At 60.4% G+C, this 21,370-nt stretch carries 20 protein-coding genes; 11 read left to right on the top strand and 9 right to left on the bottom strand.

Features of this window, described 5'->3' with window-relative positions:
* Window positions 1-20: 20 nt before the first annotated feature.
* The 3 genes from OIM99_RS13270 to OIM99_RS13260 all read right to left on the bottom strand — a co-directional run bounded on the left by OIM99_RS13270 (window position 21) and on the right by OIM99_RS13260 (window position 2,714).
* Window positions 21-806: an ABC transporter permease gene (locus OIM99_RS13270; RefSeq protein WP_311850894.1), complete on the bottom strand. Its 786-nt coding sequence runs from the start codon at window positions 804-806 to the stop codon at window positions 21-23.
* Window positions 803-1,600: an ABC transporter ATP-binding protein gene (locus OIM99_RS13265; RefSeq protein WP_311850893.1), complete on the bottom strand. Its 798-nt coding sequence runs from the start codon at window positions 1,598-1,600 to the stop codon at window positions 803-805. Before OIM99_RS13265 ends, OIM99_RS13270 begins: the two co-directional genes overlap by 4 nt.
* A gap of 91 nt (window positions 1,601-1,691) precedes the next feature.
* The gene (locus OIM99_RS13260; protein WP_311850892.1) at window positions 1,692-2,714 is read right to left on the bottom strand and encodes a 2OG-Fe(II) oxygenase family protein; all 1,023 of its coding nucleotides are present in this window, start codon (window positions 2,712-2,714) and stop codon (window positions 1,692-1,694) included.
* 149 nt (window positions 2,715-2,863) lie between these two features.
* Between OIM99_RS13260 and OIM99_RS13255 the strand changes: the two genes are divergently transcribed.
* Entirely contained in the window at window positions 2,864-3,793 is a 930-nt protein-coding gene (locus OIM99_RS13255; RefSeq protein ID WP_311850891.1) for a LysR family transcriptional regulator, read from the top strand.
* 198 nt (window positions 3,794-3,991) lie between these two features.
* Here OIM99_RS13255 and OIM99_RS13250 read toward each other — a convergent pair whose 3' ends face one another.
* Window positions 3,992-4,924, bottom strand: coding sequence for a fumarylacetoacetate hydrolase family protein (locus tag OIM99_RS13250; protein ID WP_311850890.1), 933 nt, complete (start codon window positions 4,922-4,924; stop codon window positions 3,992-3,994).
* Between the two features lie 153 nt (window positions 4,925-5,077).
* Between OIM99_RS13250 and OIM99_RS13245 the strand changes: the two genes are divergently transcribed.
* Window positions 5,078-6,019, top strand: coding sequence for an NAD(P)-dependent oxidoreductase (locus OIM99_RS13245; RefSeq protein ID WP_311850889.1), 942 nt, complete (start codon window positions 5,078-5,080; stop codon window positions 6,017-6,019).
* A gap of 9 nt (window positions 6,020-6,028) precedes the next feature.
* On the opposite strand, the gene OIM99_RS13240 is transcribed toward OIM99_RS13245, so the two are convergent.
* Both OIM99_RS13240 and OIM99_RS13235 read right to left on the bottom strand, forming a co-directional pair.
* Window positions 6,029-7,330 carry a glycosyltransferase family A protein gene (locus OIM99_RS13240; RefSeq protein WP_311850888.1) on the bottom strand — a complete coding sequence of 434 codons (1,302 nt, stop codon included), beginning with the start codon at window positions 7,328-7,330 and terminating at the stop codon, window positions 6,029-6,031.
* Between the two features lie 58 nt (window positions 7,331-7,388).
* Complete coding sequence (locus OIM99_RS13235; RefSeq protein WP_311850887.1) at window positions 7,389-8,396, bottom strand: NAD(P)-dependent alcohol dehydrogenase; 1,008 nt, start codon at window positions 8,394-8,396, stop codon at window positions 7,389-7,391.
* 95 nt (window positions 8,397-8,491) lie between these two features.
* Between OIM99_RS13235 and OIM99_RS13230 the strand changes: the two genes are divergently transcribed.
* Together OIM99_RS13230 and OIM99_RS13225 are read left to right on the top strand one after the other, a co-directional pair.
* Entirely contained in the window at window positions 8,492-9,373 is an 882-nt protein-coding gene (locus OIM99_RS13230) for an alpha/beta hydrolase (RefSeq protein WP_311850886.1), read from the top strand.
* Between the two features lie 90 nt (window positions 9,374-9,463).
* Window positions 9,464-10,168 carry an alpha/beta hydrolase gene (locus tag OIM99_RS13225; RefSeq protein WP_311850885.1) on the top strand — a complete coding sequence of 235 codons (705 nt, stop codon included), beginning with the start codon at window positions 9,464-9,466 and terminating at the stop codon, window positions 10,166-10,168.
* Between the two features lie 22 nt (window positions 10,169-10,190).
* Here OIM99_RS13225 and OIM99_RS13220 read toward each other — a convergent pair whose 3' ends face one another.
* Complete coding sequence (locus OIM99_RS13220) at window positions 10,191-11,825, bottom strand: hypothetical protein (RefSeq protein WP_311850884.1); 1,635 nt, start codon at window positions 11,823-11,825, stop codon at window positions 10,191-10,193.
* A 141-nt stretch (window positions 11,826-11,966) separates the two neighbouring features.
* Here OIM99_RS13220 and OIM99_RS13215 point away from each other — a divergent pair, with 141 nt between their 5' ends.
* The 7 genes from OIM99_RS13215 to rimO all read left to right on the top strand — a co-directional run bounded on the left by OIM99_RS13215 (window position 11,967) and on the right by rimO (window position 19,528).
* On the top strand, window positions 11,967-12,914 hold the full coding sequence (locus tag OIM99_RS13215; protein WP_311850883.1) for a VOC family protein: 948 nt from the start codon (window positions 11,967-11,969) through the stop codon (window positions 12,912-12,914).
* A 157-nt stretch (window positions 12,915-13,071) separates the two neighbouring features.
* A complete protein-coding gene (locus tag OIM99_RS13210) occupies window positions 13,072-13,944 on the top strand; it encodes an outer membrane beta-barrel protein (protein WP_311850882.1) in 873 nt (290 codons plus the stop codon).
* Between the two features lie 267 nt (window positions 13,945-14,211).
* Window positions 14,212-14,901 carry an outer membrane protein gene (locus tag OIM99_RS13205; protein WP_311850881.1) on the top strand — a complete coding sequence of 230 codons (690 nt, stop codon included), beginning with the start codon at window positions 14,212-14,214 and terminating at the stop codon, window positions 14,899-14,901.
* A gap of 297 nt (window positions 14,902-15,198) precedes the next feature.
* Complete coding sequence (locus OIM99_RS13200) at window positions 15,199-15,888, top strand: porin family protein (RefSeq protein WP_311850879.1); 690 nt, start codon at window positions 15,199-15,201, stop codon at window positions 15,886-15,888.
* Between the two features lie 260 nt (window positions 15,889-16,148).
* Complete coding sequence (locus tag OIM99_RS13195; protein WP_311850878.1) at window positions 16,149-16,973, top strand: outer membrane beta-barrel protein; 825 nt, start codon at window positions 16,149-16,151, stop codon at window positions 16,971-16,973.
* A 234-nt stretch (window positions 16,974-17,207) separates the two neighbouring features.
* A complete protein-coding gene (locus tag OIM99_RS13190; protein ID WP_409371515.1) occupies window positions 17,208-18,056 on the top strand; it encodes an outer membrane protein in 849 nt (282 codons plus the stop codon).
* A 140-nt stretch (window positions 18,057-18,196) separates the two neighbouring features.
* Complete coding sequence (gene rimO, locus OIM99_RS13185; RefSeq protein ID WP_311850876.1) at window positions 18,197-19,528, top strand: 30S ribosomal protein S12 methylthiotransferase RimO; 1,332 nt, start codon at window positions 18,197-18,199, stop codon at window positions 19,526-19,528.
* A 9-nt stretch (window positions 19,529-19,537) separates the two neighbouring features.
* Here rimO and OIM99_RS13180 read toward each other — a convergent pair whose 3' ends face one another.
* Both OIM99_RS13180 and OIM99_RS13175 read right to left on the bottom strand, forming a co-directional pair.
* Window positions 19,538-20,266, bottom strand: coding sequence for a transporter substrate-binding domain-containing protein (locus OIM99_RS13180; RefSeq protein WP_311850875.1), 729 nt, complete (start codon window positions 20,264-20,266; stop codon window positions 19,538-19,540).
* A gap of 66 nt (window positions 20,267-20,332) precedes the next feature.
* Window positions 20,333-21,307 (bottom strand): quinone oxidoreductase, encoded by a 975-nt coding sequence (locus OIM99_RS13175; RefSeq protein WP_311850874.1) that lies wholly within the window; start codon window positions 21,305-21,307, stop codon window positions 20,333-20,335.
* Window positions 21,308-21,370: the final 63 nt, after the last annotated feature.

Below are 21,370 nucleotides of genomic sequence, written 5' to 3'. Positions count from 1 at the left end.
ACGATTGTCTCCTTTCTGCTTCAGGGCGTACGGCTGCGCTGCGACACGTGCCAGGGCACGAGAAGACTTTCGGCGAAGACGACGAGATAGAAGAGCACCGTGGCGATGACGCTGAGGAAGAGAACGGCGGCGAAGGCGCGCGGTGTGTCGAAACTCCCTTGCGCGATCAGGATGAGATAGCCAAGACCCGACTGGCCACCGACATATTCGCCGACGATCGCACCGATCAACGACAAGGATATCGCCACCTTCAACGCACCGAACAGATGCGGCAACGCATTGGGAAAGCGGATCTTGAACATGATCGCCGGCGACGAGGCATGATGAACCTTGGCAAGGTTGACCATTTCTGGATCAACAGACCGCAAACCCGCCACCGCATCGACAACGATCACCAGAACCGACATGAGCGCCGCGATGACGATCTTCGGCTGGTAGCCGGTTCCAAGCCAGATGACGAAGAGTGGCGCCAGCGCCACTTTCGGCACACTATGCAGCAGTGCGAGAAAGGTCAGCAGAATGCGCTCCAGGATGCGCGAGGAGACGATGACGACCGCGAGCAGCAGGCCCACGACTCCCGCGATGAAAAAGCCGGTGAGTGCTACGCCGATCGTATAAATGGCGTGGGTCACGAACAGGCTGGGATCGGAAAGGAAATCCTGGATGACCGCCTCGACCGGCGGCAAGACGAACAAGGGCAGGTTCAAAAGCTTGACCGCCGCTTCCCAGACGACACAGACGGCGACGAAAACGCCGACAACCCAAAGACTGTCGACAGCGCGCGATTTGATGGATTGCGATGTCATTTGCCCCTCAGGATGCCGGCATCCACCATGGTCTGACGCACGATGGCCGTGAAATGGGTGAAGGCGCTGGTGTCGCGCACCGTGAAAGAGCGCGGACGTGGCAGATCGATCGCCAGGTCGAGAATAATTCGACCGGGATTGCGGTCCATGACGATCACGCGATCCGAGAGAAAGACCGCTTCATCAATGCCGTGAGTGATGAAGACGATGGTCTTGCGATCGCGCGTCCACAACTCCTGCAATTGCATGTTCAGTTCGTCGCGCGTCAGTGCGTCGAGCGCACCGAACGGCTCGTCCATCAGCAGAAATTTCGGATCGCACAGTAGAGCGCGACAGATGGCGACGCGCTGGCGCATGCCGCCTGACAATTCCCAAGGATAGCGGTTTTCGAAATCCCCGAGCCCAAAGCTGTCGAGCAGACGCCGCGCGCGCTCGATCATGCTCGCCCGCGCGATCTTCTGAAATTCGGCGGTGATCAACACATTGTCGATGACGGTGCGCCAGTCGAGCAGCACATCGCGTTGGAACACAATGCCGAGATCATCAGGTGGCGCCGACACGGTTTTGCCGGCGACGGTGATGCCCCCACTTGATATCCGTTCCAGCCCGGCAATGCATTTGAGCAGCGTACTCTTGCCGCAACCGCTGGGGCCAACGATGCTGACGAACTGGCCATTGGCAATGTCGAGATCGATATCCGACAGCGCGGTGATGGGCCCGCGCGCCGAATGATAGGTTTTGACCAAATTCTTGATCGCGACGAGAGGCGCTGCGGAATCCGTGGCTTTAGGCACTAGCGTTATCTTTGGATGTATCGCGACATCGGCCATAGACCATTCACCACCTGGATTTGACAATGACGGAAGCTGAGAGGCGAGATCGTGCCTAATAGGCTCCTGTCTTGATGTTACCAGGCATAATTCGTGCCGTACTGCGAGACTTGAACTCCCCATAAATGAAGGGCTTGTCGCGCGGCATGGAGGTGTGCAGATTTTCCGGCGCGATATTGCTCGGATCTGGATTGGCGATCAGTGGCTGGATCAGCGCGTCGAAACTCGGATACATAAAGAAGGGAATGGAATAGCGTTCGCGGCCCGAGCGATTGATGACGCGATGAACGGTCGAGGAGAACACGCCATCCGTCCAGACCTTCAGGACCTCGCCAACATTGAGCACGAGCGTATGCGGGATTGGCGGCACGGCCACCCATTCGCTTTCGCGATTGCGGATTTCGAGACCGCCATTGGGATCCTGCGCGAGGATGGTGAAGGCATTGGTATCGGTATGCGCCCGCGCGCCCAGATGTTCGCCTTCCTGATCCGGCGCCTGCGGCGGGTAATGCAGCAAGCGCAGGGAGTTCATATCCTTGGTGAAATATCCACGCAGGCGGCCCAGCTCGAAACCCAAGCTCTCCTCGAATAGCGACAGCAGCGCATAACCCAACCCGTCGGCCTGATCGAAGAACCGCATCATGCGCGGCTGGAGATCCGGCATGGCCGACGGCCACGGAATCTCGCCGTGCAGCGGCCGGCCGGCGAGCAGATCCGGATCGTCTTTCGCCAGTGGTCGACGAATTTGAAAAGCCTCTTGCAGGTTTTCGACGATATTGGTGCCGGTGCCTTTGCTCTTGCCGTGCAGATAGCCCTGGGCGTGATTGTTCTTGGTGAGGGACACTTCCATCTTGGCGTCGATGGGCAGGTCATGGAAATCCTTGGCGGTCTGAAAGATCAGATCGATTTCCTCTTCCGAAATGCCATGATTGATCACGTACATGAAACCGACGCGCGCGCAGGCATCCGCCAGGCGATCCGCGAGAATACGCCGGCGTGCCGGATCGCTCGAATGAATGTCAGTCAGATCGATGACGGGGACATCAGCGAAATCGAGTTTCCGTGCGGTCGGCAGCATGCGCCTCTCCATTTCCTTGAATCGCAAGGATTCAGCCGCCCGACGCTGGCTTGAATCTTGCTTTTGGCCTGGATACTGTCAGCCAATAGGGAGAGTGAGAGAAGTACCGTGAGACGTGATCGGCGGTTCAGAGAACGTGAACAATCGCGATGAGCGTCGACCGTTTCCGTCTGATTGAAACGTTCGTGTGCATTGCACGCCGAGGCAGCTTCAGCGCCGCGGCGGAAGAGCTTGGCATGTCCCGCGCTGCCGTCTCCAAGCACATGATGGACCTTGAAGCGTTTCTTGGTTCGCGCCTGCTCAACCGCTCGACGCGCAAGGTCTCGCTCACCGAAATCGGCGAGACCTATTACGAGTCCTGCACAAAAATCCTCACGGACTTCGAAGCAGCCAATGCCTCCGCGCAAACTCTGCAAAGCGGCCCGCATGGCACGTTGCGCATTCTGGCACCCCGCGCCTTCGTCGGCGGCCATCTGGCCGAAGCCATCGCGCAATTCGCACGGACCTATCCGACGATCCATATCGTGGTTTCCGTCTATGACTCCGGCGTCAAGGCGCTGAGCCTGAACGATGGTGACTTCGACGTGGCGATCCGACTTTGGCCGCTCGAAGACGGTTCGCCCTATGTCGCCAAACAGCTCGGCTCGCTGCAATGGGTCGTCTGCGCGGCCCCAACCTATCTCGAACAATATGGCCGGCCGGAAACGCCCAACGCACTCATCCGCCATAATTGTCTCATCAGCCCCCGCCTGGCGCCCGACCGCATCTGGCGTTTCGCCGATCCCATCCAGCCGGTGAAAGTGACCGGCACTTTCGTCGCCCATAGCATTCCCGCCGTGCGACAAGCGGCGGTAACGGGCGTCGGGATCGCCATGCTGCCGCTGTATTTTGTCGGCGGCGATATTCGCGACGGCAAACTCGAAGTCATCCTGGAGGATTTCGCCGTGCCGGAGCGGCCGGTCTGGCTGCTCTATCCCCCGTCCCGACTGATGAGCAAGGTGCGGCTATTTCAAAGCTTCATGGCGGATTGGACGCGCAAACGCTCCTGGAACAGCATGTCGTTTTCGGACGCGCGCTGACGAGCGATAAGTCTCTGTTCACCACTGCGGACATAGAAAGCCAGGACACTCGTAACCATAAGACGGTTTTGGCCGATGTGCGCCAGCGCACAGGCCGCATTTCGTCGTCATGGTCTAAGAGAATAACACCGGCATTGCTCTCCGCCGGCATTGCGCCAGCCCGCTCTGTGTCGATCGCGGGCTGGCGTATTTGTTTGATCAGCCGGTGATGCTCTTCACCCGGTTGGTCAGAGAACCAATGCCCTCGATCTCGACCCGCATCACATCGCCCGCCTTGAGGAATTTGTTTTCCTCAGCGCCCGTGCCGCTCGGTGTGCCGGTGAGCACGACGTCGCCGGGATAGAGGGTCATGCGCGACGAAATCTGCGCCACCTGATCGGCGATGTTGAAGATCATTTCCTTGGTATTGGAATTCTGCTGCAGCTTGTCGTTGATGAAGGTCTTGATGGCAAGGTTCATCGGATCCTTGATCTGCGACGCCGGCACAATCCAGGGACCGAGCGGACAGGAACCGTCGAAACATTTCTGGCCGATCCAGTCGAAGCTGAACGGCGTGCCGGCTGCCACTTTCGGACGGCGCGACAGATCGCGGGCCGAGACGTCGTTGGCACAGGTGTAGCCGGCGATATGCTCGTAGACCTTGTCGAGGGGAATGTTCTTACCGCCCTTGCCGATGACGACGGCGAGTTCCGCCTCCCAATCGAGCGACTTCGATACGGTCGAAATCTCTTCGTTGTGGCCGACGGCGGTGCGCGCCGGCTTGAGGAAATGCCAGGCCGTGGAGCCGGCCTCCTTCGGATTGGGTTCCTGCGGCAGGCCAGAACGCTCGGCCATGCGACGCACATGATCGGCATAGTTGGCGCCGGCGCAATAAATGGCGACGGGCCAATGCACGGCGGCGAGATAGTGCGCGGAAGCCAGCGGCATGGTTTTGACGCCGCCCTTGGTGACCTTGTCGGCCAAGCCCGACAGCCGGCCTTGCGCTGCGGCCCAATCTTCCAGAATGCCAAGCATGCTGGCATCGGCGGCACGGCCCGTGCCTTCAGCCACATCGGCATAGACGTCACCAACGGCGATGCCGGCGCGCGGTCCTTGTGCCGATTGAAATGTCAGCAGGCGATAATCGGTCATCATATCCTCCCTGAATTCGGTTTGGCGGCGATAGTTCATGGCTCTCGGAACGAGTCAAGCGCGCCGTATTGTGATACATGGGTCTGCCGTCGGATGGACGGCGATGGTTCCGACCATTACGCTGGGAATTGGTTCTGGATGGAGATGCGAAGAATGCGCATACTCGTAACCGGCGCAAGTGGCTTCGTTGGCCGACATACGATTGGTCATTTGGCAGCCGCAGGTCACGAGGTGATCGCCGCGGGGCGTTTGCGTTCCATCGAACATCCCGGTATCCGCTGGATCAACGACGACCTCATCCAGCCGGCCGTGGCAGCCCGTATCGGCGCCGCCGTGCGGCCCGACATCTTGCTGCACCTGGCCTGGACCGTCGAGGCCGGCAAATTCTGGACGGATCCCGACAATCTCGACTGGGTTGCCGCCTCGCTATCTCTCGCACGCGCCTGCGCAGAAAAAGGTACGCAACGGATTTGTATGGTCGGCTCATGCTACGAATACCAATGGCCGGCCGATGGGTTGTGCCGAGAAGCCACGACGCCCAGCGGTTCACACACGCTCTACGACGTCGCCAAGGACAGCGTGCGCCGCGTGCTGGAAAAATACGCGGCTGAAATCGGCATTTCCGTCGCTTGGGCACGACTTTTCAATCTTTACGGGCCTTTCGAAGATCCAAACCGACTGGTTGCGTCTGTGGCCCGCGCGCTCTTGGCCGGACGGACGACTGCTGTTTCAAGCGGCAAGGCAATCCGCGACTACATGGATATTCGTGACACGGGCGCCGCGCTCGCGGCGCTCACCACCAGCGACGTCTCCGGTATCATCAACATAGCTACGGGCGAAGGTATCCGCGTCGCCGATATCGTTCGCGAAATCGCCGATATCGCCGGACGGCCGGAACTCGTCCGGTTTGGCGCCCTGCCTGATCGCGATGAACCACTGCGGATCGTCGCCGATGTCGGTCGCTTGCGCAACGAGCTCAAATGTCCGGCACCCACAAAAAGCCGGCGTGACAATCTCGCCGATGCGCTGTCTTTTTGGCGCGAACACATGGCAAGCCAAGCTGCCGGCTCGGCCCATCTGCATGAGATTGCCTAGTCCCGTCGACTACCTGGAGACCCATAATCGCTGCAACCATGAACGGCGCAAAGCCGGCGGTGGCGGAGCAATCGGCGTTACAGGCGGCTCCACAACAGCAGTCGGCTCCGTGACAATGGGCTCAAGGACAGTCGTCGCCGGATAGTGAAATGGCTTGCCATCGTCTCCGACCAGTGCGCCAACTAGGCGAACGACATCAAGAATATTGGCAACGCCAATGCGGCTTGTGTCGAGCGAAAGCGAAGTGCCGTGAAGACCAAATGATGTCGGCGTCAATTCGGCCCAGTCCACGTCGCCTTTCGCCGGCAAAGCATCAAACCATGCCAATAGCTCCGCATCATGTGCAATGGAAACGCGAACCGCCTCGATGAGGCGATGTCGTCGCTCCTCCGGCTTCAACGGGATGGAATTGCGATGCTGTAACAGGATGGCGCGCAGATCGAGATCGAATTGCGGATCATTACGAAAGAGGCGATCGCGCGCCGATAGATAAGCGTCATGGATCGGGGTCCAAACCGTATCTTCTTGCGGGACCGCGGGATGAAACGTCAATCCGGCGCGCGCATTGAGGTTGGTGAAATCTTCGACAATCTCCTTGGCGTCCGGATCGTAAAGCTGCGCCATACCATTGCTGTTATGGGAAATCCCGGCGACGCTTAAGGGAACAGCGAGATCGAGACAATCGCGCGCCAGAAAACCAATGGCGTAGGCGGAATAAATGTCCGGAATACGGTGCCCAAAGACTTGTCCGGTCAATTCTCGGAGTTGTTCCAGCATTCGCCGGTTGACGAATGAACAATAGATCATTGGCAGCGAGTCAGGCATGACCTCGATTTTGGCGGCCCGCTTCAATCGCTCATGCATATCGACGCGCTCGACGGACTTGACGAGATTTATTCCCCAAAGGCGGTTAGCCCATCTCGCTACGCGCAAGGACGGCCAAGTGTATATGCAGCGGCCCCAACGAAGCGCATCGACATCGCCAAAATGTGCGATCAAAGCCGCAGCTTCACGTAAGGCATAAGAGCAAAGACCGTCATCGTCCCCGAGTACGGTCACGTAGCGCCCCTTGGCAGAACTAACACCAAGCTCCCAATTCGCACTCATGGCGAGAGCCTCAGGAGGCTTTACATACTTGATGCGGACGTGAGCGATTTCGCTTATCAGTTCTGCGGTTGCGTCATTATCAGAATTATCACAGACGACGATTTCATAATCGTCGTAATCCTGTTCGAGACAGGTCTGTAAGGTATAACGCAACGTGTCCGCCCGATTGCGGGTGGGAATAACAATACTGAACAGCGGCGACATTCGTATGCCCTCATTTCAGGCGAGTGTCTTGCTTTCCGAGTGTCTTGCTCAAAGACGACTATACTCTGATCACCACTTTGCCGAAATGTGCCGCCGACTGAAGATAGGCGAAGGCTTCCTTCGCCTCGTCGAAGCCGAAAACCCGGTCGATGACCGGTTTTAGGCCATTGACGCTGATCGCCGCGTTCATCGCCTCGAACATTTGCGTCGAGCCGACGCTGATGCCCTGCACATTGGCGCGCTTCGCGAGGATCGCCATCGGATTGATTTCCGCATTGCGCGTGAGAACACCGATCAACGAAATGAAACCATTGGGCCGGATCGCCTTCAGCGAGCGGCTGAACGTATCGGAACCGCCGACCTCGACGACCTGATCGACACCGCGCCCGCCGGTATAGGCGAGTGCCGCCTCATCCCAGGCCTCATGCGTGCGATAGTTGATGCCGTCACTGGCACCAAGCGCCTTGGCGCGCGCCAGCTTATCCTCGCTCGACGATGTAGCGATGACCCGCACACCCATCATGCGCGCGAATTGCAGCGCGAAAATCGACACGCCGCCGGTGCCCTGCACCAGCACGCATTGGCCGGCCTTGAGATGCGCATGTTCGACCATCGCATGCCAGGCGGTCACCGCCGCACAGGGCAAGGTCGCCGCTTCTTCATAGGAGAGATGTGCGGGGATCGCGACCGCGCCCTCTTCTTCCAGCACCGCATATTCACGCAGCATGCCATCGATGGGACCGCCGAGCGCGCTGCCCGGACTGTTCGCATCGGCCAGGCCGCCAAACCAGCGTTGAAAGAAACAGCTGGCCACCCGGTCGCCGACCTTGAAACGCTGCACGCCCGGGCCGACCTCGATCACTTCGCCCGCGCCATCGGAGAGCGGCACGACGTTCGGCGCGATCGGACCGCGATAGCCACCGGAGACGAGCGCCAGATCGCGGAAGTTCAGCGAAGTCGCGATCACCTTCACCAGGATCTGGCGATGTGCCGGCTTCGGCATCGCTTCCTCCACCTGGGTCAGCGATTGGATGCCGGTGAGCTGCGGAATGCGATAGGCGCGCATGAGGTCTCGATCCCCCCTCGAACTTAATGTTGATGGCGCTATAGCAGAGACTTGGCGCTTCTGCCATGGTGCGTCCAAACAATTCAAGGTTGGACATGACGAACGAAATTTACGCACCACGGCGGGTCTCGCGTACGCAGCATCTTGATGTCAGAGGCTTAGCGATCCTATTGCGTGAATGGGAAGGCAATGAGCCGCCCCTGCTTATGCTGCACGGCTTCCTCGATGCGTCCAGCACGTTCCAGTTTCTCGTCGATGCCATGGCGCAAAACCGAAAGGTTATCGCGCCGGATTGGCGCGGCCACGGCGGCAGCGGCTGGGCGCCGCAGGGCTATTGGCTGCACGACTATCTCGCCGATCTCGATACGATCGTCGAAGCCATCTCACCCGATCAGCCAATCGACATCGTCGGCCACAGTCTCGGCGGCAATCTGGTGACGATCTATGCCGGCATCCGGCCGCAACGGGTACGCCGCCTCGTCTCCATCGATGGCTTCGCCATGCGCGATACATCGGCACAAGAGGCACCCACGCGCATCGGCAAATGGCTCGACAGCTTGAAGGAGATGCCGAAGGAACGCGTCTACGCCAATGTCGCTGAAATGGCCGATCGGCTGATGGCCGCCAATCGACGCCTGCCGCGCGACAAGGCGCTTTTCCTGGCGCAAAGCCTTGCCCGTCCCGTCAACGGCCATGTCGCCTTTGCCTTCGATCCCAAACATCGTCGCCCCTTTCCGACCTTACATCGGCTCGACGAATGGGCGGCGTGCTGGGAAAAGGTCGAAGCGCCGGCTCTGTGGATTGCCGCAGGCGACCGGTTCGAGAAAGCGCCGCGCGAAGGACACGGCAATTTCGACTGGCGCCTGAAGCACCTGCGCCATGGCCATGGCATCGAGATGCCCGATACCGGCCACAACGTTCATCACGATGCGCCGCAAGCCTTGGCGGGGCTGATCGAGGATTTCTTGGCGCAATAGTATGGGGTATCGCCCACAGCGCCCCAGGGATTGCCCGGGCGCCCGCGCGTGCTAAAAGCCCCCAACCTTTTAGCGCCCTTCGAGAGTTTCATGAGCAAACCCGTTCTCTATCTCCTGCCCGGCCTGCTGTGCGATGCCCGCATCTTCGCCACGCAGATCGCCGATCTCGCCGACATCTGCGAAGTGAAATCGCTCGATTTCTTCGGCTTCGACTCCATCCCGGCGATGGCGCAACATGTCCTGAAACAGGCTCCTGAAAAATTCTCCGTCGCAGGCTTCTCCATGGGGGGCCGTGTTGCCTTCGAAGTGTTCCGGCAGGCGCCCGAGCGGATCGAACGTTTCTGCGCCTTCGACACGGGCCTGCCGCCGCTGGCGCCGGGCGAATTGGAAAAGCGCGAAGCGATCATCAAGCTCGCCTACGACAAAGGCATGGAAGGGCTCGCCGATTCCTGGCTGCCACCGATGATCCACCCGGCGCGCCAAGGCGACGAAGCCTTCATGAAGCCGCTGCGCGACATGATCCTGAGCGTGACGCCGGAAATCCACGAGAAGCAGATCCGCGCGCTCATCAACCGGCCCGATGCGCGGCCGGTGTTGCAGCAGATCCGTTGCCCCGCCCTCTTCCTCGCCGGCCGGCAAGATGCCTGGAGCCCGCCCGAGCATCATGAGGAGATGGCGAAAGCCGTGCCCGGCTCACGCCTCGTCGTCATCGATGACAGCGGCCATTTCGTCTCCGTCGAACAGCCAGCCGCCTTCACCAAGGCGCTGCGCGATTGGATGGAAATCAAGGTCTAAGATTGCCGGGCATGATCCGGCTTCAAAGCCGCTTCGGATTGCCCGGCAGAATTTGATAGCGGCGGCCTGAGCCGTTGTCGTCGGCGAAGGTCGCGACGGTGCCATCCACCGTCACGTTGTAGCAGGCCTCTTCGTCCTCATCGTCATCGGGAAACGTGAAGCACACTTTCTCGCCCTTGATGACCCATTTGCCGGTGGCGGTCTCGTCATCGGCAAGCTGTTTTACCGTGCCATCGGCCAAGTAATATTCAGCCAGCGGATTGCCGTCCTCGTCCTTGCCGCTGATCGAATTGCCAATCAGTTTCTGCCAGGCGGCGGCGCCGGTCAGCGGTCGATCCTGCGGCGCGGTTGCGGGCGCATCATTCGCCGCCATTCGATTGGCTGTGGCTTGATTGGCTGTCACTTGCACATCGGCCACGGCGAAGAGCGAGGCGGGATCGCGAATGCTCAGCAGATCGACGAAACTGAGCGAGCCCTTTTTCGCTGAGATCGACACAGCGAGCTGCTTTGGATCGTCGACGAAACGCGCCAGCGCCTCGGCGATCTTCAGTCCATTGGCCTCACCGCCCAGGAGAAGCGGAATGACCGAAGCCGCCTTCGCCAAATCGCTCTTCAGCTCCGCCACGCTCTGCTTCTGCTGCCGCGCCGCCTCCTGCAGGATTTTTTCGGCAAGCCCGCCGTTGGTGAATTTCATGTCGACGGCGGCGACGCCCGCTCCCAGCAAGGCAAAGATGCGCTCGCTCTGTTCGCTCGAGAAGGCTCCAGGGTCGATGCCGGTAAAGCGTCCTTTGAGCGCCAACGTGCCGAGATCGGCGCCCGAAACCGTCAGATCGTCGAGACCATAGGCCCGCTTGGCCGGATCGTAGGTGCCGGAAAAGCCGAAGGACAGATCGAGGCGATCAATGCCGACTTCCTTCAGTTTGATGGCGCCATCGGACGACGGTGGCACTTCGACCACGATATTATCCGCCTTGGCGGCAAGCCGCAGCGGCAACCCATTGTCAAAAGTCGCATCGGCACCGACCACTGCGATTTTGACCTTGGTCAAATTACCGCCAGGTGCGTCGAGCGGCGTGTCCTTGTCCGGCCCCTGCCCCTCGACATCGCGCATGGAGAAGCGGGTGAATTGCGCCATGCCCTTCTTCAGATCGTTGTCGCGGATCGCTTGCAGGAGGCCCGCGATATTGGCGCCATCGAGCTGCAACGCCCCCGATTTAAAGCGCAGTTCGCCACCGGGCTTGTCGGCGAACGAACTGTCGAAAGAGCCGATGGAAAGCTGTTTCACCTTGCCGGTATCGACATCGCTGGCAACGAAATCGGCCAGCGTCATGCGCGAGTCCTTGGCGGTGATCACCACGGAGGGAATGGCAATGCGCGCGGCCTTGAGCTTGCTTGCGATGGCGGCGGCCTCCGCGCTCGATGTGCCCCCGCTGAACAATTTGGTCACCTCCTCGCGATTGAGATTGGTGCCGATGAATTCGATCCGGCGAAACGCAATGCTGGCCTTGCCGCCGTCGTCATAGGTCTGGTTTTCGAGGACCACATCCTGCTGCGCCCGCGCCGGCGCAGAAAAGCCGGCGAAGAGAACCGCGATCAGGAGGGCCGCACGCGGCCAGACGCGGTCCGATCGCCTACCCGTTTCAACGCCGTACCACATGGTGCGCCTCTATCGTGATCCGTTGGATTCTGGTCTACAAGACTACCGACAATCGCGGGGCGCCGATAGCGCCGGCGGGCGATTGGCGCTAAGCTCGCACAAAGCCGGCGGGAAGCCGGGTACGATGAGGGAGAGATTAAGATGGCACAGCCAAAAGTGATGGGAATGCGCGGGCTCGAGGTTGCCGTCTACGATCTCGAGGAAAGCGCCAAATATTATCGGGACGTCTGGGCGCTGGATGAAGTCTCCCGCGATGGCGGCAAAATGCATTTGCGCGCGACCGGCCCCGATCATCACGTTCTCACCCTGCATGAGCGCCCCAAAGCCGGGCTCGTCGCCTTGAATTTCGCCGCAGCGGATAAAGCGGCGGTGGACGGGCTGCATGCACATGCCATCGCCAATGGCGTGACCGTGCTCGCCACCCCGCAGGCGTTGCCGGCGCAGGACGGCGGCGGCTATGGTTTCGAGATGCGCTCGCCCGATGGCCACACGATGCGCGTCTCCAGTAATGTCGACAGCCATGCGGTGACCTCTGTCGATCCGGCGCGGCCGTGGCGCATCAATCATGTCGTGCTCAATTCGGAAGACATTCCGACCGAGATGGCCTTCTATCTCGACACGCTCGGCTTCCGGCATTCCGACACCACCGACATTATGAGCTTCATCCGCTGTTCGCGGAATCATCATTCGATCGCACTGGCCAAGCATGGCGGCCCCTCGCTCAATCACATGGCCTATGAAATGTACGATTTCGATGGGCTGATGCGCGGCACCGGCCGCGTGCGCATGGCCGGCCATGAACTGGGCTGGGGCGTGGGCCGCCACGCGGGGCCCGGCCAAAACATCTTCGCCTATTTCGTCGACCCCAACGGCTTCGTCACCGAATATACGACCGATGTCGATCAGGTTGGCGACGATTATCAGGAGCATTTCGCAGACTTCTGGCGCGCCAAACCGTTGCGCCCCTGCGCCTGGGCCGGCAACAAAGTGGTGCCGACCGCAGCGGCGACCCACGCCATGTCAGGCAAGGCGATCGCCGAACGCAACGCGCGCTGTGAGGATGTGATCGCCGAAAAACTCGCCAGCTGACGTGGGGCTGACAGGGCGCGGGGATATTAACTCCGCGTCAACGATAACGATTCAATACCCTCCGTCTCAGCAAGAATTCAGTAACCTTTACGACCCTTACTGATCCCGTAAACGAGTTGTGCCGGCAGCGTTTTGTCCGGCTTATGGGGTCAGTATCATGCGTTATGCGTTCCTGGGCGGCGTCGCTCTTTCCGTTCTTGCTTTTGCTGGCGCGAACGCCGCCGATTTGCCGCCGCGTGGCTCACCTTATTCGCCGACGCCCATGTATGCGCCGGTCTCCACTAACAGCTGGTCCGGCTTCTATGCCGGTATTAACGCCGGCATGGCTTTCACGGGCAGCAACGGCAACGGCATTCTTCCGTCGGGCTCATTCCTGACGCCTGGCGCGTTCCCGCAGGCGGCCCTGCCGGCGATCGGCAATTCGAATGGCGTCAAGGGCAGCAGCGGCACGTTCGGCATCCAGGCCGGCTACAACTGGCAGCTCAACAACGGCGTGGTGATCGGTACGGAAGCCGATATCAACTGGCGCGGCCGCAACCGCAGCGGCGGCTTCGGCACCGCCTTCGTGCCGCTCGGCGGTGCTGGCCCGTTCACCGGCTCGAACGGCTTCGCCTATTTCGGCCAGAATCGCAGCGAATGGTTCGGCACCTTGCGTTCGCGCGTCGGCGTCGCGCTCGATCGCGCCCTGCCTTACGTGACGGCGGGTCTCGCCTATGGCGGTACCGGCACGTCCAATTCCGCCATGTTCACGACCAACGGCGCTATGACCGGCGGACCGTTCGTGACGCAGAACGGAGGCAGCAATTTCGGCTGGGCCGCAGGCGCTGGTCTCGAATACGCCTTCACCAACAATATCAGCCTGAAGGCCGAATATCTCTACGTGAACATCGATCACGGCACGCGGATGCTGGTCAATCCGACCAACCCTGGATATCTGCTGGTCAACCGCAATGAAGACCGTATGCATATCCTGCGCGCTGGCCTCAACTACCGCTTCGGCGGCATCGGCCAGGGCATCTTCGCCCAATAGCGCGTCCGTTCTTTTCAAGCATCGACTTAAGGCCCAACACCGCGCTTTCCGCGCGGTGTTTTTACTATGGCCAGCCTGATCATAATATACTGATTTTTAAGACTTATCGCCACCTGTGACTTTACCGCAACACAGCCCTAAAAATGACACCGGAGGGCCAAGTTTCGATTTACGAAACTGCCGACTCTCTCTAGGGTCCCGCCAGGTTTCGGGGTTTCGTTTTGGGGCCACTTTTCCGATTCTCTTTTACTCAGAGGTATAAGCACAATGCGTCATCTTCTCCTCGGTTCGGTTGCCGCTTTCGCGCTCGTCGCTGGCGCCGCTCAGGCCGCTGACCTTCCGCGCCGCGCTGCTCCGCCGGCTCCGATCTATGTTGCTCCGATCTTCACCTGGACCGGCTTCTACGTCGGTGCGCAGATCGGCGGCGGCTGGGGCCGTAGCGAAATCGGTGCCATCTCCTACAACGCCAACGGCGTCGTCGGTGGTCTGCACGCTGGTTACAACATGCAGTTCGGTTCGATCGTTGCCGGTGTTGAAGGCGACATCGAAGCCACTTCGCTCAAGGGCTCGACCGCTTTCCCGGGCGTTCTCCTGAAGACCCGCGCTCCGTGGCAGGGTTCGGTTCGCGCTCGCGTCGGCGTCGCCTTCGACCGCGCGCTGATCTACGCCACCGGCGGTGTCGCGATTGCTCAGCTCAAGCACGACATCATCATCCCGCCGTTCGCTTTCGGCACCAGCACGACCCGCGCTGGCTGGACGGTTGGCGCTGGCGTCGAATACGCCATCAACAACAACTGGTCGGTTCGCGCTGAATATCGCTACACCGACTACGGCCGTTACAACACCGCGTTCTTCCCGCTGGGCACTGCCAACACCCGCTTCAAGGAAAACGCCGTGCGCGTTGGTCTGAGCTACCGCTTCGGTGGCGCGGCCGGCCCGGTCGTCGCCAAGTACTAATATCCAAGACGCTTCTGGCGTCTGGTTTGGAAAACCCGGCCTCGCGGCCGGGTTTTCTTTTGCCTATTTGAAGGGCAGCGCAGCCCGCCCTTGTGGCAATTTGATCACAAAAACCGCAACCCCAACCTATTGCATAAGCAGCCAAATTTCGTTTCGTGTCATTTCAGCAACAGCGCTTTGGAAATGACGCATGATCGCCATCTTGCAATTTACGATTTGCCGGACTCTCTCTAGCTTGAAGCTAGTTTTCAGGGCTGGTGGGGCCCTTTCCGTCCCTCTTTCTGGAGCGAGAATACCATGCGTCATTTGCTTCTAGGTTCGGTTGCCGCGTTCGCGCTTGTGGCTGGTGGTGCTCAGGCGGCCGATCTTCCGCGCCGTGCTGCTCCGCCAGCTCCGGTTTATGTTGCCCCAATCTTCACGTGGACCGGCTTCTACGTCGGTGCGCAGGTTGGCGGTGGTTGGGGGCGCACGGAATTCGGTGGCCTGACCTACAATGCCAATGGCGTCGTCGGTGGTCTCCACGCCGGCTACAACCTGCAATTCGGTTCGATTGTCGCTGGCGTCGAAGGCGATATCGAAGCTACGAGCCTGAAGGGCTCGACCACGATCGGCATCAACACGTTCAAGACCACGGTGCCGTGGCAAGGTTCGCTGCGCGCCCGCCTCGGCGTCGGCTTCGACCGTGCGTTGATCTATGTCACCGGCGGCGTCGCCTTCGCTGGCCTCAAGCACGAAGTCTTCATCCCGCCATTCGCTCTGTCGAACCAGTCGACCCGCACCGGCTGGACCCTAGGCGGTGGCGTCGAATACGCCTTCTCGCCAACTTGGTCGATCCGTGCCGAGTACCGCTACACCGACTACGGCCGTTACACCGCCAGCTTCTTCCCCTTCGGCGCGGCCAACACCCGCTTCAAGGAAAACGCCGTGCGCGTCGGCCTGAGCTATCGCTTCGGCGGCTTCGCCAGCCCGGTGGTCGCAAAATACTGAGATCTTTCGGGTAGCTTCGCCTTGAATGCATTGAAAACCCGGCCTTCTTGGCCGGGTTTTTTCTTACCTATTTGCCGCTCATTTACCAGGCATTATGCATCGTAGGCAGGATGAATGTGTACCTAAAGAGGCACACTGCCTTGAAAACGGCCTCAATCTGCCAAGTTTAGATTTACGGCCTCCCTCCACAGGACTAGGATTTCTCCAGAGCTTTTTGGTGTTTTGGTCCATCTTTTCCAACTCCAGCGGAGGGGAATATCATGCGTCATATGCTACTTGGTTCGGTTGCGCTGCTCGGGCTTGTTGCCGGTAGCGCTCAGGCAGCGGATCTTCCGCGCCGCGCTCCGGCTCCTGCGCCGGTTTACGTTGCGCCTTTTTTCACTTGGACTGGGTTCTACGTCGGTCTCAATGCCGGCGGCGGCTTCGCCACGAATAACAATGGCGGCAGCACCTATTTCTTGCCGGCAGGTTCGGTCATCGGCTCGGCTGGCACCAATGGTGTGCTGACCGTTCCTAACAACGGCAACAACCGCAGCAGCTTCATCGGCGGCGCCCAGATCGGTTACAACTGGCAGTTCAACAGCAGCTTTGTCGGCGGTCTTGAAGCCGACATCCAGTACGCCAACCTGAGTCGCCGTAACGGCCAAGTCACGCCGTTCCCCGGTTACATCTTCACGGGCGCGCCCGGCCTGGCGTTCGCTGCACCGCCGGCGACTGTCGTCAGCGGTACTGGCTCAAATCAAAACTACTTCGGTACGGTGCGTGCCCGCCTCGGCTTCGCGATCGATCGGACCCTGGTGTACGCCACCGGCGGTCTTGCCTATGGCGGCGGCAACTCGCGCGTCGGCTATGCGGTCGGCGGCGGTGTCGAATACGCCTTCATGAACAACTGGAGCGCCAAGATCGAAGCGCTCTACATTGGCATGAACCGGAACAACAACAATAACTTTGCCGTGTTTAATCTCGGCACCAACACGTTGTTCCTGCCAAACAGCAACAGCCGCCGCAATGATTTTGTCGTCGTCCGCGCCGGTATCAATTACCGCTTCGGCGGCCCGGCTGGCCCGGTCGTCGCCAGCTACTAAACTCGGCGCCTCGGCGCTAGCATTTCAGAAACCCGGCCCTAGCGGCCGGGTTTTTCTTTGGGCGTTAATGTGTCGTATTTCGACTACATATGTGTCTTTCTCGCCACATTTCCCGCAAAATTACGCATGGCCGCCATGCGCAGATTTACGGTCTCCCGACTCACGTCTAACCTCCGACCTGAGGGCTTTACGAGTTGATGGGTTTTTCCATTCTCTTGGACTGAGGGGGAACTTATGCGTCATCTGCTTCTCGGGTCGGTCGCACTATTGGGGCTAGCGGCCGCCAGCGCCCAGGCTGCGGACCTTCCGCGAAGGGCCGCGCCAATGGCTCCGGTCTATGCGGTGCCGATCTTCACTTGGACCGGCTTCTACGTCGGCGCCAACATCGGCTACGGCTGGGGCCAATCGAAAACCCGGACCTTCCTAGATCCGACCAGCAGCTGGGCGGTGGAAGCCCCCGCTTTCCAGGCGGGTTGGGCGGCTCTCAGCAATGGCACGACCAATCCGTCGGGCATTCTGGGCGGCGCGCAGATCGGCTACAACTACCAGATGAACTCGTTCGTCGCGGGTCTTGAAGTCGACATCAATGCCGCTGGTATCAAAGGCAATTCGACTACTTTTGGCGCGCCCACACCTCCGGGACCGCCGACCTATACCTGGATGCGCAGCGCCAAGACCGATTGGTTCCTGACGGTGCGGCCACGTCTCGGCGTCACCTTCGATCGCACCCTGGTCTACATCACCGGCGGCCTCGCGGTCGGCGGCGTCAAGGGCGATTGGAGCGTGCTGGGCAGCAACGGCTACAGCAAAGGCGCCTCGTTCTCGCGCACCAAAACCGGCTGGACCATCGGCGGTGGTGTCGAACAGGCCATTACCGAGAACTGGAGCATCAAGCTCGAGTATCTTTATACCGATCTTGGCCGCGTCGATTATGCCTCGTTCTATCGGCCGGGCAGCACTTTCGCCCCTCCGGGCGCCAATTACCGGGAACTGCTGTCGCAGGACTTCAAGTTCCATACGGTTCGCGTGGGCCTGAACTACCGCTTCGGCGGTCCGGCGGGCGCGGTCGTCGCCAAATACTGAGATTGGTCGGGCGCCCCGGCGCTCCACGATCTGGAAACCCGGCCTTACGGCCGGGTTTTCCTTTTTAGAAGCTCCAACAAGCGAGTTAAGTTGTTCTGCCGGCTTGTTTTGGCCATCCGGCCATGGCAAGCGGTGCGCCCATGTCCGACGTCGCCCAACGCCCCGCCCCCAAAATCTCGTTCGTCTCGCTTGGCTGCCCCAAGGCGCTGGTCGATTCCGAGCGCATCATCACGCGCCTGCGCGCCGAGGGCTATGAACTGACCAAGTCCCACGCCGGGGCGGATGCGGTGATCGTCAATACCTGCGGCTTTCTCGATTCCGCCAAGGCGGAGTCGCTCGAAGCGATCGGCGCAGCGCTGGCCGAGAATGGCAAGGTCATCGTCACCGGCTGTATGGGCGCCGAGCCCGAGGCGATCTCCAACCGTTTTCCCAACGTGCTGTCGATCACCGGACCACAGGCTTATGAGAGCGTGGTGCAGGCGGTGCATACCGCGTCTCCGCCGGCCCACGATCCGTTCACCGATCTGGTGCCGCCGCAGGGCGTGAAGCTGACGCCGCGCCACTATGCCTATCTGAAGATTTCGGAAGGCTGCAACAACACCTGCAGCTTCTGCATCATTCCCAAGCTGCGCGGCAAACTGGTGTCGCGCTCCGCCGCCGACGTACTGCGCGAAGCCGAGAAACTGGTCACAGCCGGCGTCAAGGAATTGCTCGTCATCTCGCAAGACACGTCCGCCTATGGCATCGACGTGAAATACGCCGAGAGCCGCTGGCGCGACCGTGACGTGCGCGCCCGCTTTCTCGACCTGTCGCGCGAGCTCGGCAGCCTCGGCGCCTGGGTGCGCCTGCACTATGTCTATCCCTATCCGCATGTCGACGAGGTCATCGACCTGATGGCGGAAGGTTTGGTGCTGCCCTATCTCGACATTCCCTTCCAGCACGCCTCGCCACGCGTGCTGAAAGCGATGAAGCGGCCGGGCAATCAGGAGCGCACGTTGGAGCGCATCCACAAGTGGCGCGAGACCTGCCCTGACCTCGCCATTCGTTCGACCTTCATCGTCGGTTTTCCGGGTGAGACCGAAGACGACTTCGAAATGATGCTCGACTGGCTGGGCGAGGCCAAGCTCGACCGCGTCGGCGCCTTCAAATACGAGCCGGTGGCTGGCGCCCCGTCAAACAATCTCGGCCTGCCCGAAGTGCCGGGCGAGGTGAAGGAACAGCGCTATCGCCGCTTCATGGAAAAGCAGCAGGCGGTCAGCAGCCGCATTCTGCGCAACAAGGTCGGCAAGCGTCTGCAAGTGATCATTGATCATGCTGGTCCCAGCGTCGCGGTCGGCCGCTCGAAGGCCGATGCGCCGGAGATCGACGGCAAGGTCTACGTGGCGTCACGCCGGCCGCTGCGCGTCGGCGATATCGTCAGCGTCAAGATCGAACGCGCGGACGCTTACGATCTGCATGGCGTGGCGAGCTGATCCGAGCGGTCACTCCACCCACTTCTTGCTCAGGCGCTCCCACGTTCCATCGGCGCGGATCGCCTCAAGACCGCTGTTCAATCTCGCCAAGAATGCCGCATTCTGCCCTTTCAAAACCGCAGCGGTGAAAGGCAGCTCGAGAAACATCGAACGTGGTTCGGTGATCTGGCTGGGATACAAGCGGCGCGCCAGTATGGCCCCGGTCTGATAGTTCAACGCAGCAGCCGCGGCCTGACCGCTCGCAAGCTGCGCCAGACTGGCCTCATAGTCCTCTGTTACGACGAGTGTCACGCCCGGCGCTGTCTTTTGAATGTAGGCCGCCAGAGGCCCGGTGCGCGGAGTAACGACGATCTTGCCGGTAAGAGCTTGCAGATCTTTTGGCGTCTCCTCCGGTGCGCGAACGAAAAGCGCACCGCCGGTGACGAGTAGCGCCTGGCTGAAATCAAGTCGCTCGCGACGATCCGCACTTGCCGCCATTGGCATAGAAGCCACGACCCGGCCGTCTTTGAGGACCCCTTCCATTTGCTCCAGCGGCACGGGGAGGAATTCCACGTCATAGCCTGCACGCTCTGCCGCAGCACGAAAGATGTCGACGACAAGCCCAGTTGCCTGGCCGTCTCGAAACTCAGAAAACGGCGGGAGCAGATTATTGTAGGCGATCGTAACGGAATCGCCCGCTCGCGCGGATACCGTCATAACAGCCGCCAGCAAAACAGACACGAACGACCGATTGAGCAAACCACTCTCCCTCCGTGCGCCTCGCCTCTGGAGACGCAGCCGGAGGCCCGGCCGCGTCGTCATTGCTTAAGGAATGAGGATGGTCGAGCCCGTCGTCTGGCGGCCTTGCAGCGCCTCATGCGCCGCCACCACGTCTTGCAGCTTGTAGCGCTTGTTGACGGGGATCTTCACCTTGCCACGCGCCACGACGCTGAACAGATCGCGCGCCATCGCGGCGAGCCGCGCGGGCGTATCGGCATAATCGTAGAGCGTCGGCCGCGTCGCGAAGAGCGAGCCCTTCTGCACCAGAAGCCCGATGTTGAAAGCTTCGATCGGCCCGGAGGAAGAGCCGAACGAGGCGAACATGCCGCGCTTTTTCAGACAGTCGAGCGAAGCGGGGAACGTGTCCTTGCCGACGCCGTCGTAGACCACATCGCAGAGCTTGCCCTTGGTGATCTCGCGCACGCGATCGACGAAATTCTCGTCCTTGTAATAGATGATATGCTTGGCACCGGCCTTCTTGGCGAGCGCTCCTTTCTCCTTCGAGCCGACCGTGCCGATCACCGTGGCGCCAAGCGCCTTGCCCCATTGGCAGAGCAGCAGACCGACACCGCCGGCGGCCGCATGCACCAGGATGACGTTACCGCGCTTCACGCGAAACGTCTGGCGCAGCAGATATTGCGCGGTCAGGCCCTTCAGCATCATGCCGGCGGCCGTCTCGTAGGAAATCTTTTTTGGCAGTTTGACGAGGATGCGCGCGTCGATCAGCCGTTCCTGGGCATAGCTGCCGAGGGAGGAGACATAGCCGACGCGATCGCCGACCTTGAAGCCACGCACGCCCTTGCCGACTTCGATGATTTCGCCTGCCGCCTCGTTGCCGGCGATGAACGGCAGCGACGGCGCCTTGTAGAGGCCGCTGCGAAAATATGTATCGATGAAATTGAGACCCATGGCCTTATTGCGCACCTTCACCTGGCCAGGACCAGGCTTGCCCACTTCGACATCCTCGATCTTCATCACTTCCGGCCCACCATATTCGTGGACCATGACCGCCTTGACCATCCTGCTGCTCCCGCATCACGCGACGCTGTGCCGCTTCCCGCCCATCTTAAACGATGACAGGGG

This window comes from Methylocella sp. CPCC 101449 (assembly GCF_031921685.1).
Lineage (GTDB): Bacteria > Pseudomonadota > Alphaproteobacteria > Rhizobiales > Beijerinckiaceae > Terripilifer.
The sequence above is the reverse complement of the archived record's forward strand: the minus strand, read 5'-3'. Positions and strand labels throughout refer to the sequence as shown.

What these genes read in the sequence shown, in the direction of transcription:
- OIM99_RS13270 (WP_311850894.1), bottom strand. Translation starts at nt 806, where the DNA reads ATGACATCGCAATCCATCAAATCGCGCGCTGTCGACAGTCTTTGGGTT.
- OIM99_RS13260 (WP_311850892.1), bottom strand. Translation starts at nt 2,714, where the DNA reads ATGCTGCCGACCGCACGGAAACTCGATTTCGCTGATGTCCCCGTCATC.
- OIM99_RS13255 (WP_311850891.1), top strand. Translation starts at nt 2,864, where the DNA reads ATGAGCGTCGACCGTTTCCGTCTGATTGAAACGTTCGTGTGCATTGCA.
- OIM99_RS13250 (WP_311850890.1), bottom strand. Translation starts at nt 4,924, where the DNA reads ATGACCGATTATCGCCTGCTGACATTTCAATCGGCACAAGGACCGCGC.
- OIM99_RS13245 (WP_311850889.1), top strand. Translation starts at nt 5,078, where the DNA reads ATGCGCATACTCGTAACCGGCGCAAGTGGCTTCGTTGGCCGACATACG.
- OIM99_RS13240 (WP_311850888.1), bottom strand. Translation starts at nt 7,330, where the DNA reads ATGTCGCCGCTGTTCAGTATTGTTATTCCCACCCGCAATCGGGCGGAC.
- OIM99_RS13235 (WP_311850887.1), bottom strand. Translation starts at nt 8,396, where the DNA reads ATGCGCGCCTATCGCATTCCGCAGCTCACCGGCATCCAATCGCTGACC.
- OIM99_RS13230 (WP_311850886.1), top strand. Translation starts at nt 8,492, where the DNA reads ATGACGAACGAAATTTACGCACCACGGCGGGTCTCGCGTACGCAGCAT.
- OIM99_RS13225 (WP_311850885.1), top strand. Translation starts at nt 9,464, where the DNA reads ATGAGCAAACCCGTTCTCTATCTCCTGCCCGGCCTGCTGTGCGATGCC.
- OIM99_RS13220 (WP_311850884.1), bottom strand. Translation starts at nt 11,825, where the DNA reads ATGTGGTACGGCGTTGAAACGGGTAGGCGATCGGACCGCGTCTGGCCG.
- OIM99_RS13215 (WP_311850883.1), top strand. Translation starts at nt 11,967, where the DNA reads ATGGCACAGCCAAAAGTGATGGGAATGCGCGGGCTCGAGGTTGCCGTC.
- OIM99_RS13210 (WP_311850882.1), top strand. Translation starts at nt 13,072, where the DNA reads ATGCGTTATGCGTTCCTGGGCGGCGTCGCTCTTTCCGTTCTTGCTTTT.
- OIM99_RS13205 (WP_311850881.1), top strand. Translation starts at nt 14,212, where the DNA reads ATGCGTCATCTTCTCCTCGGTTCGGTTGCCGCTTTCGCGCTCGTCGCT.
- OIM99_RS13200 (WP_311850879.1), top strand. Translation starts at nt 15,199, where the DNA reads ATGCGTCATTTGCTTCTAGGTTCGGTTGCCGCGTTCGCGCTTGTGGCT.
- OIM99_RS13195 (WP_311850878.1), top strand. Translation starts at nt 16,149, where the DNA reads ATGCGTCATATGCTACTTGGTTCGGTTGCGCTGCTCGGGCTTGTTGCC.
- OIM99_RS13190 (WP_409371515.1), top strand. Translation starts at nt 17,208, where the DNA reads ATGCGTCATCTGCTTCTCGGGTCGGTCGCACTATTGGGGCTAGCGGCC.
- rimO (WP_311850876.1), top strand. Translation starts at nt 18,197, where the DNA reads ATGTCCGACGTCGCCCAACGCCCCGCCCCCAAAATCTCGTTCGTCTCG.
- OIM99_RS13175 (WP_311850874.1), bottom strand. Translation starts at nt 21,307, where the DNA reads ATGGTCAAGGCGGTCATGGTCCACGAATATGGTGGGCCGGAAGTGATG.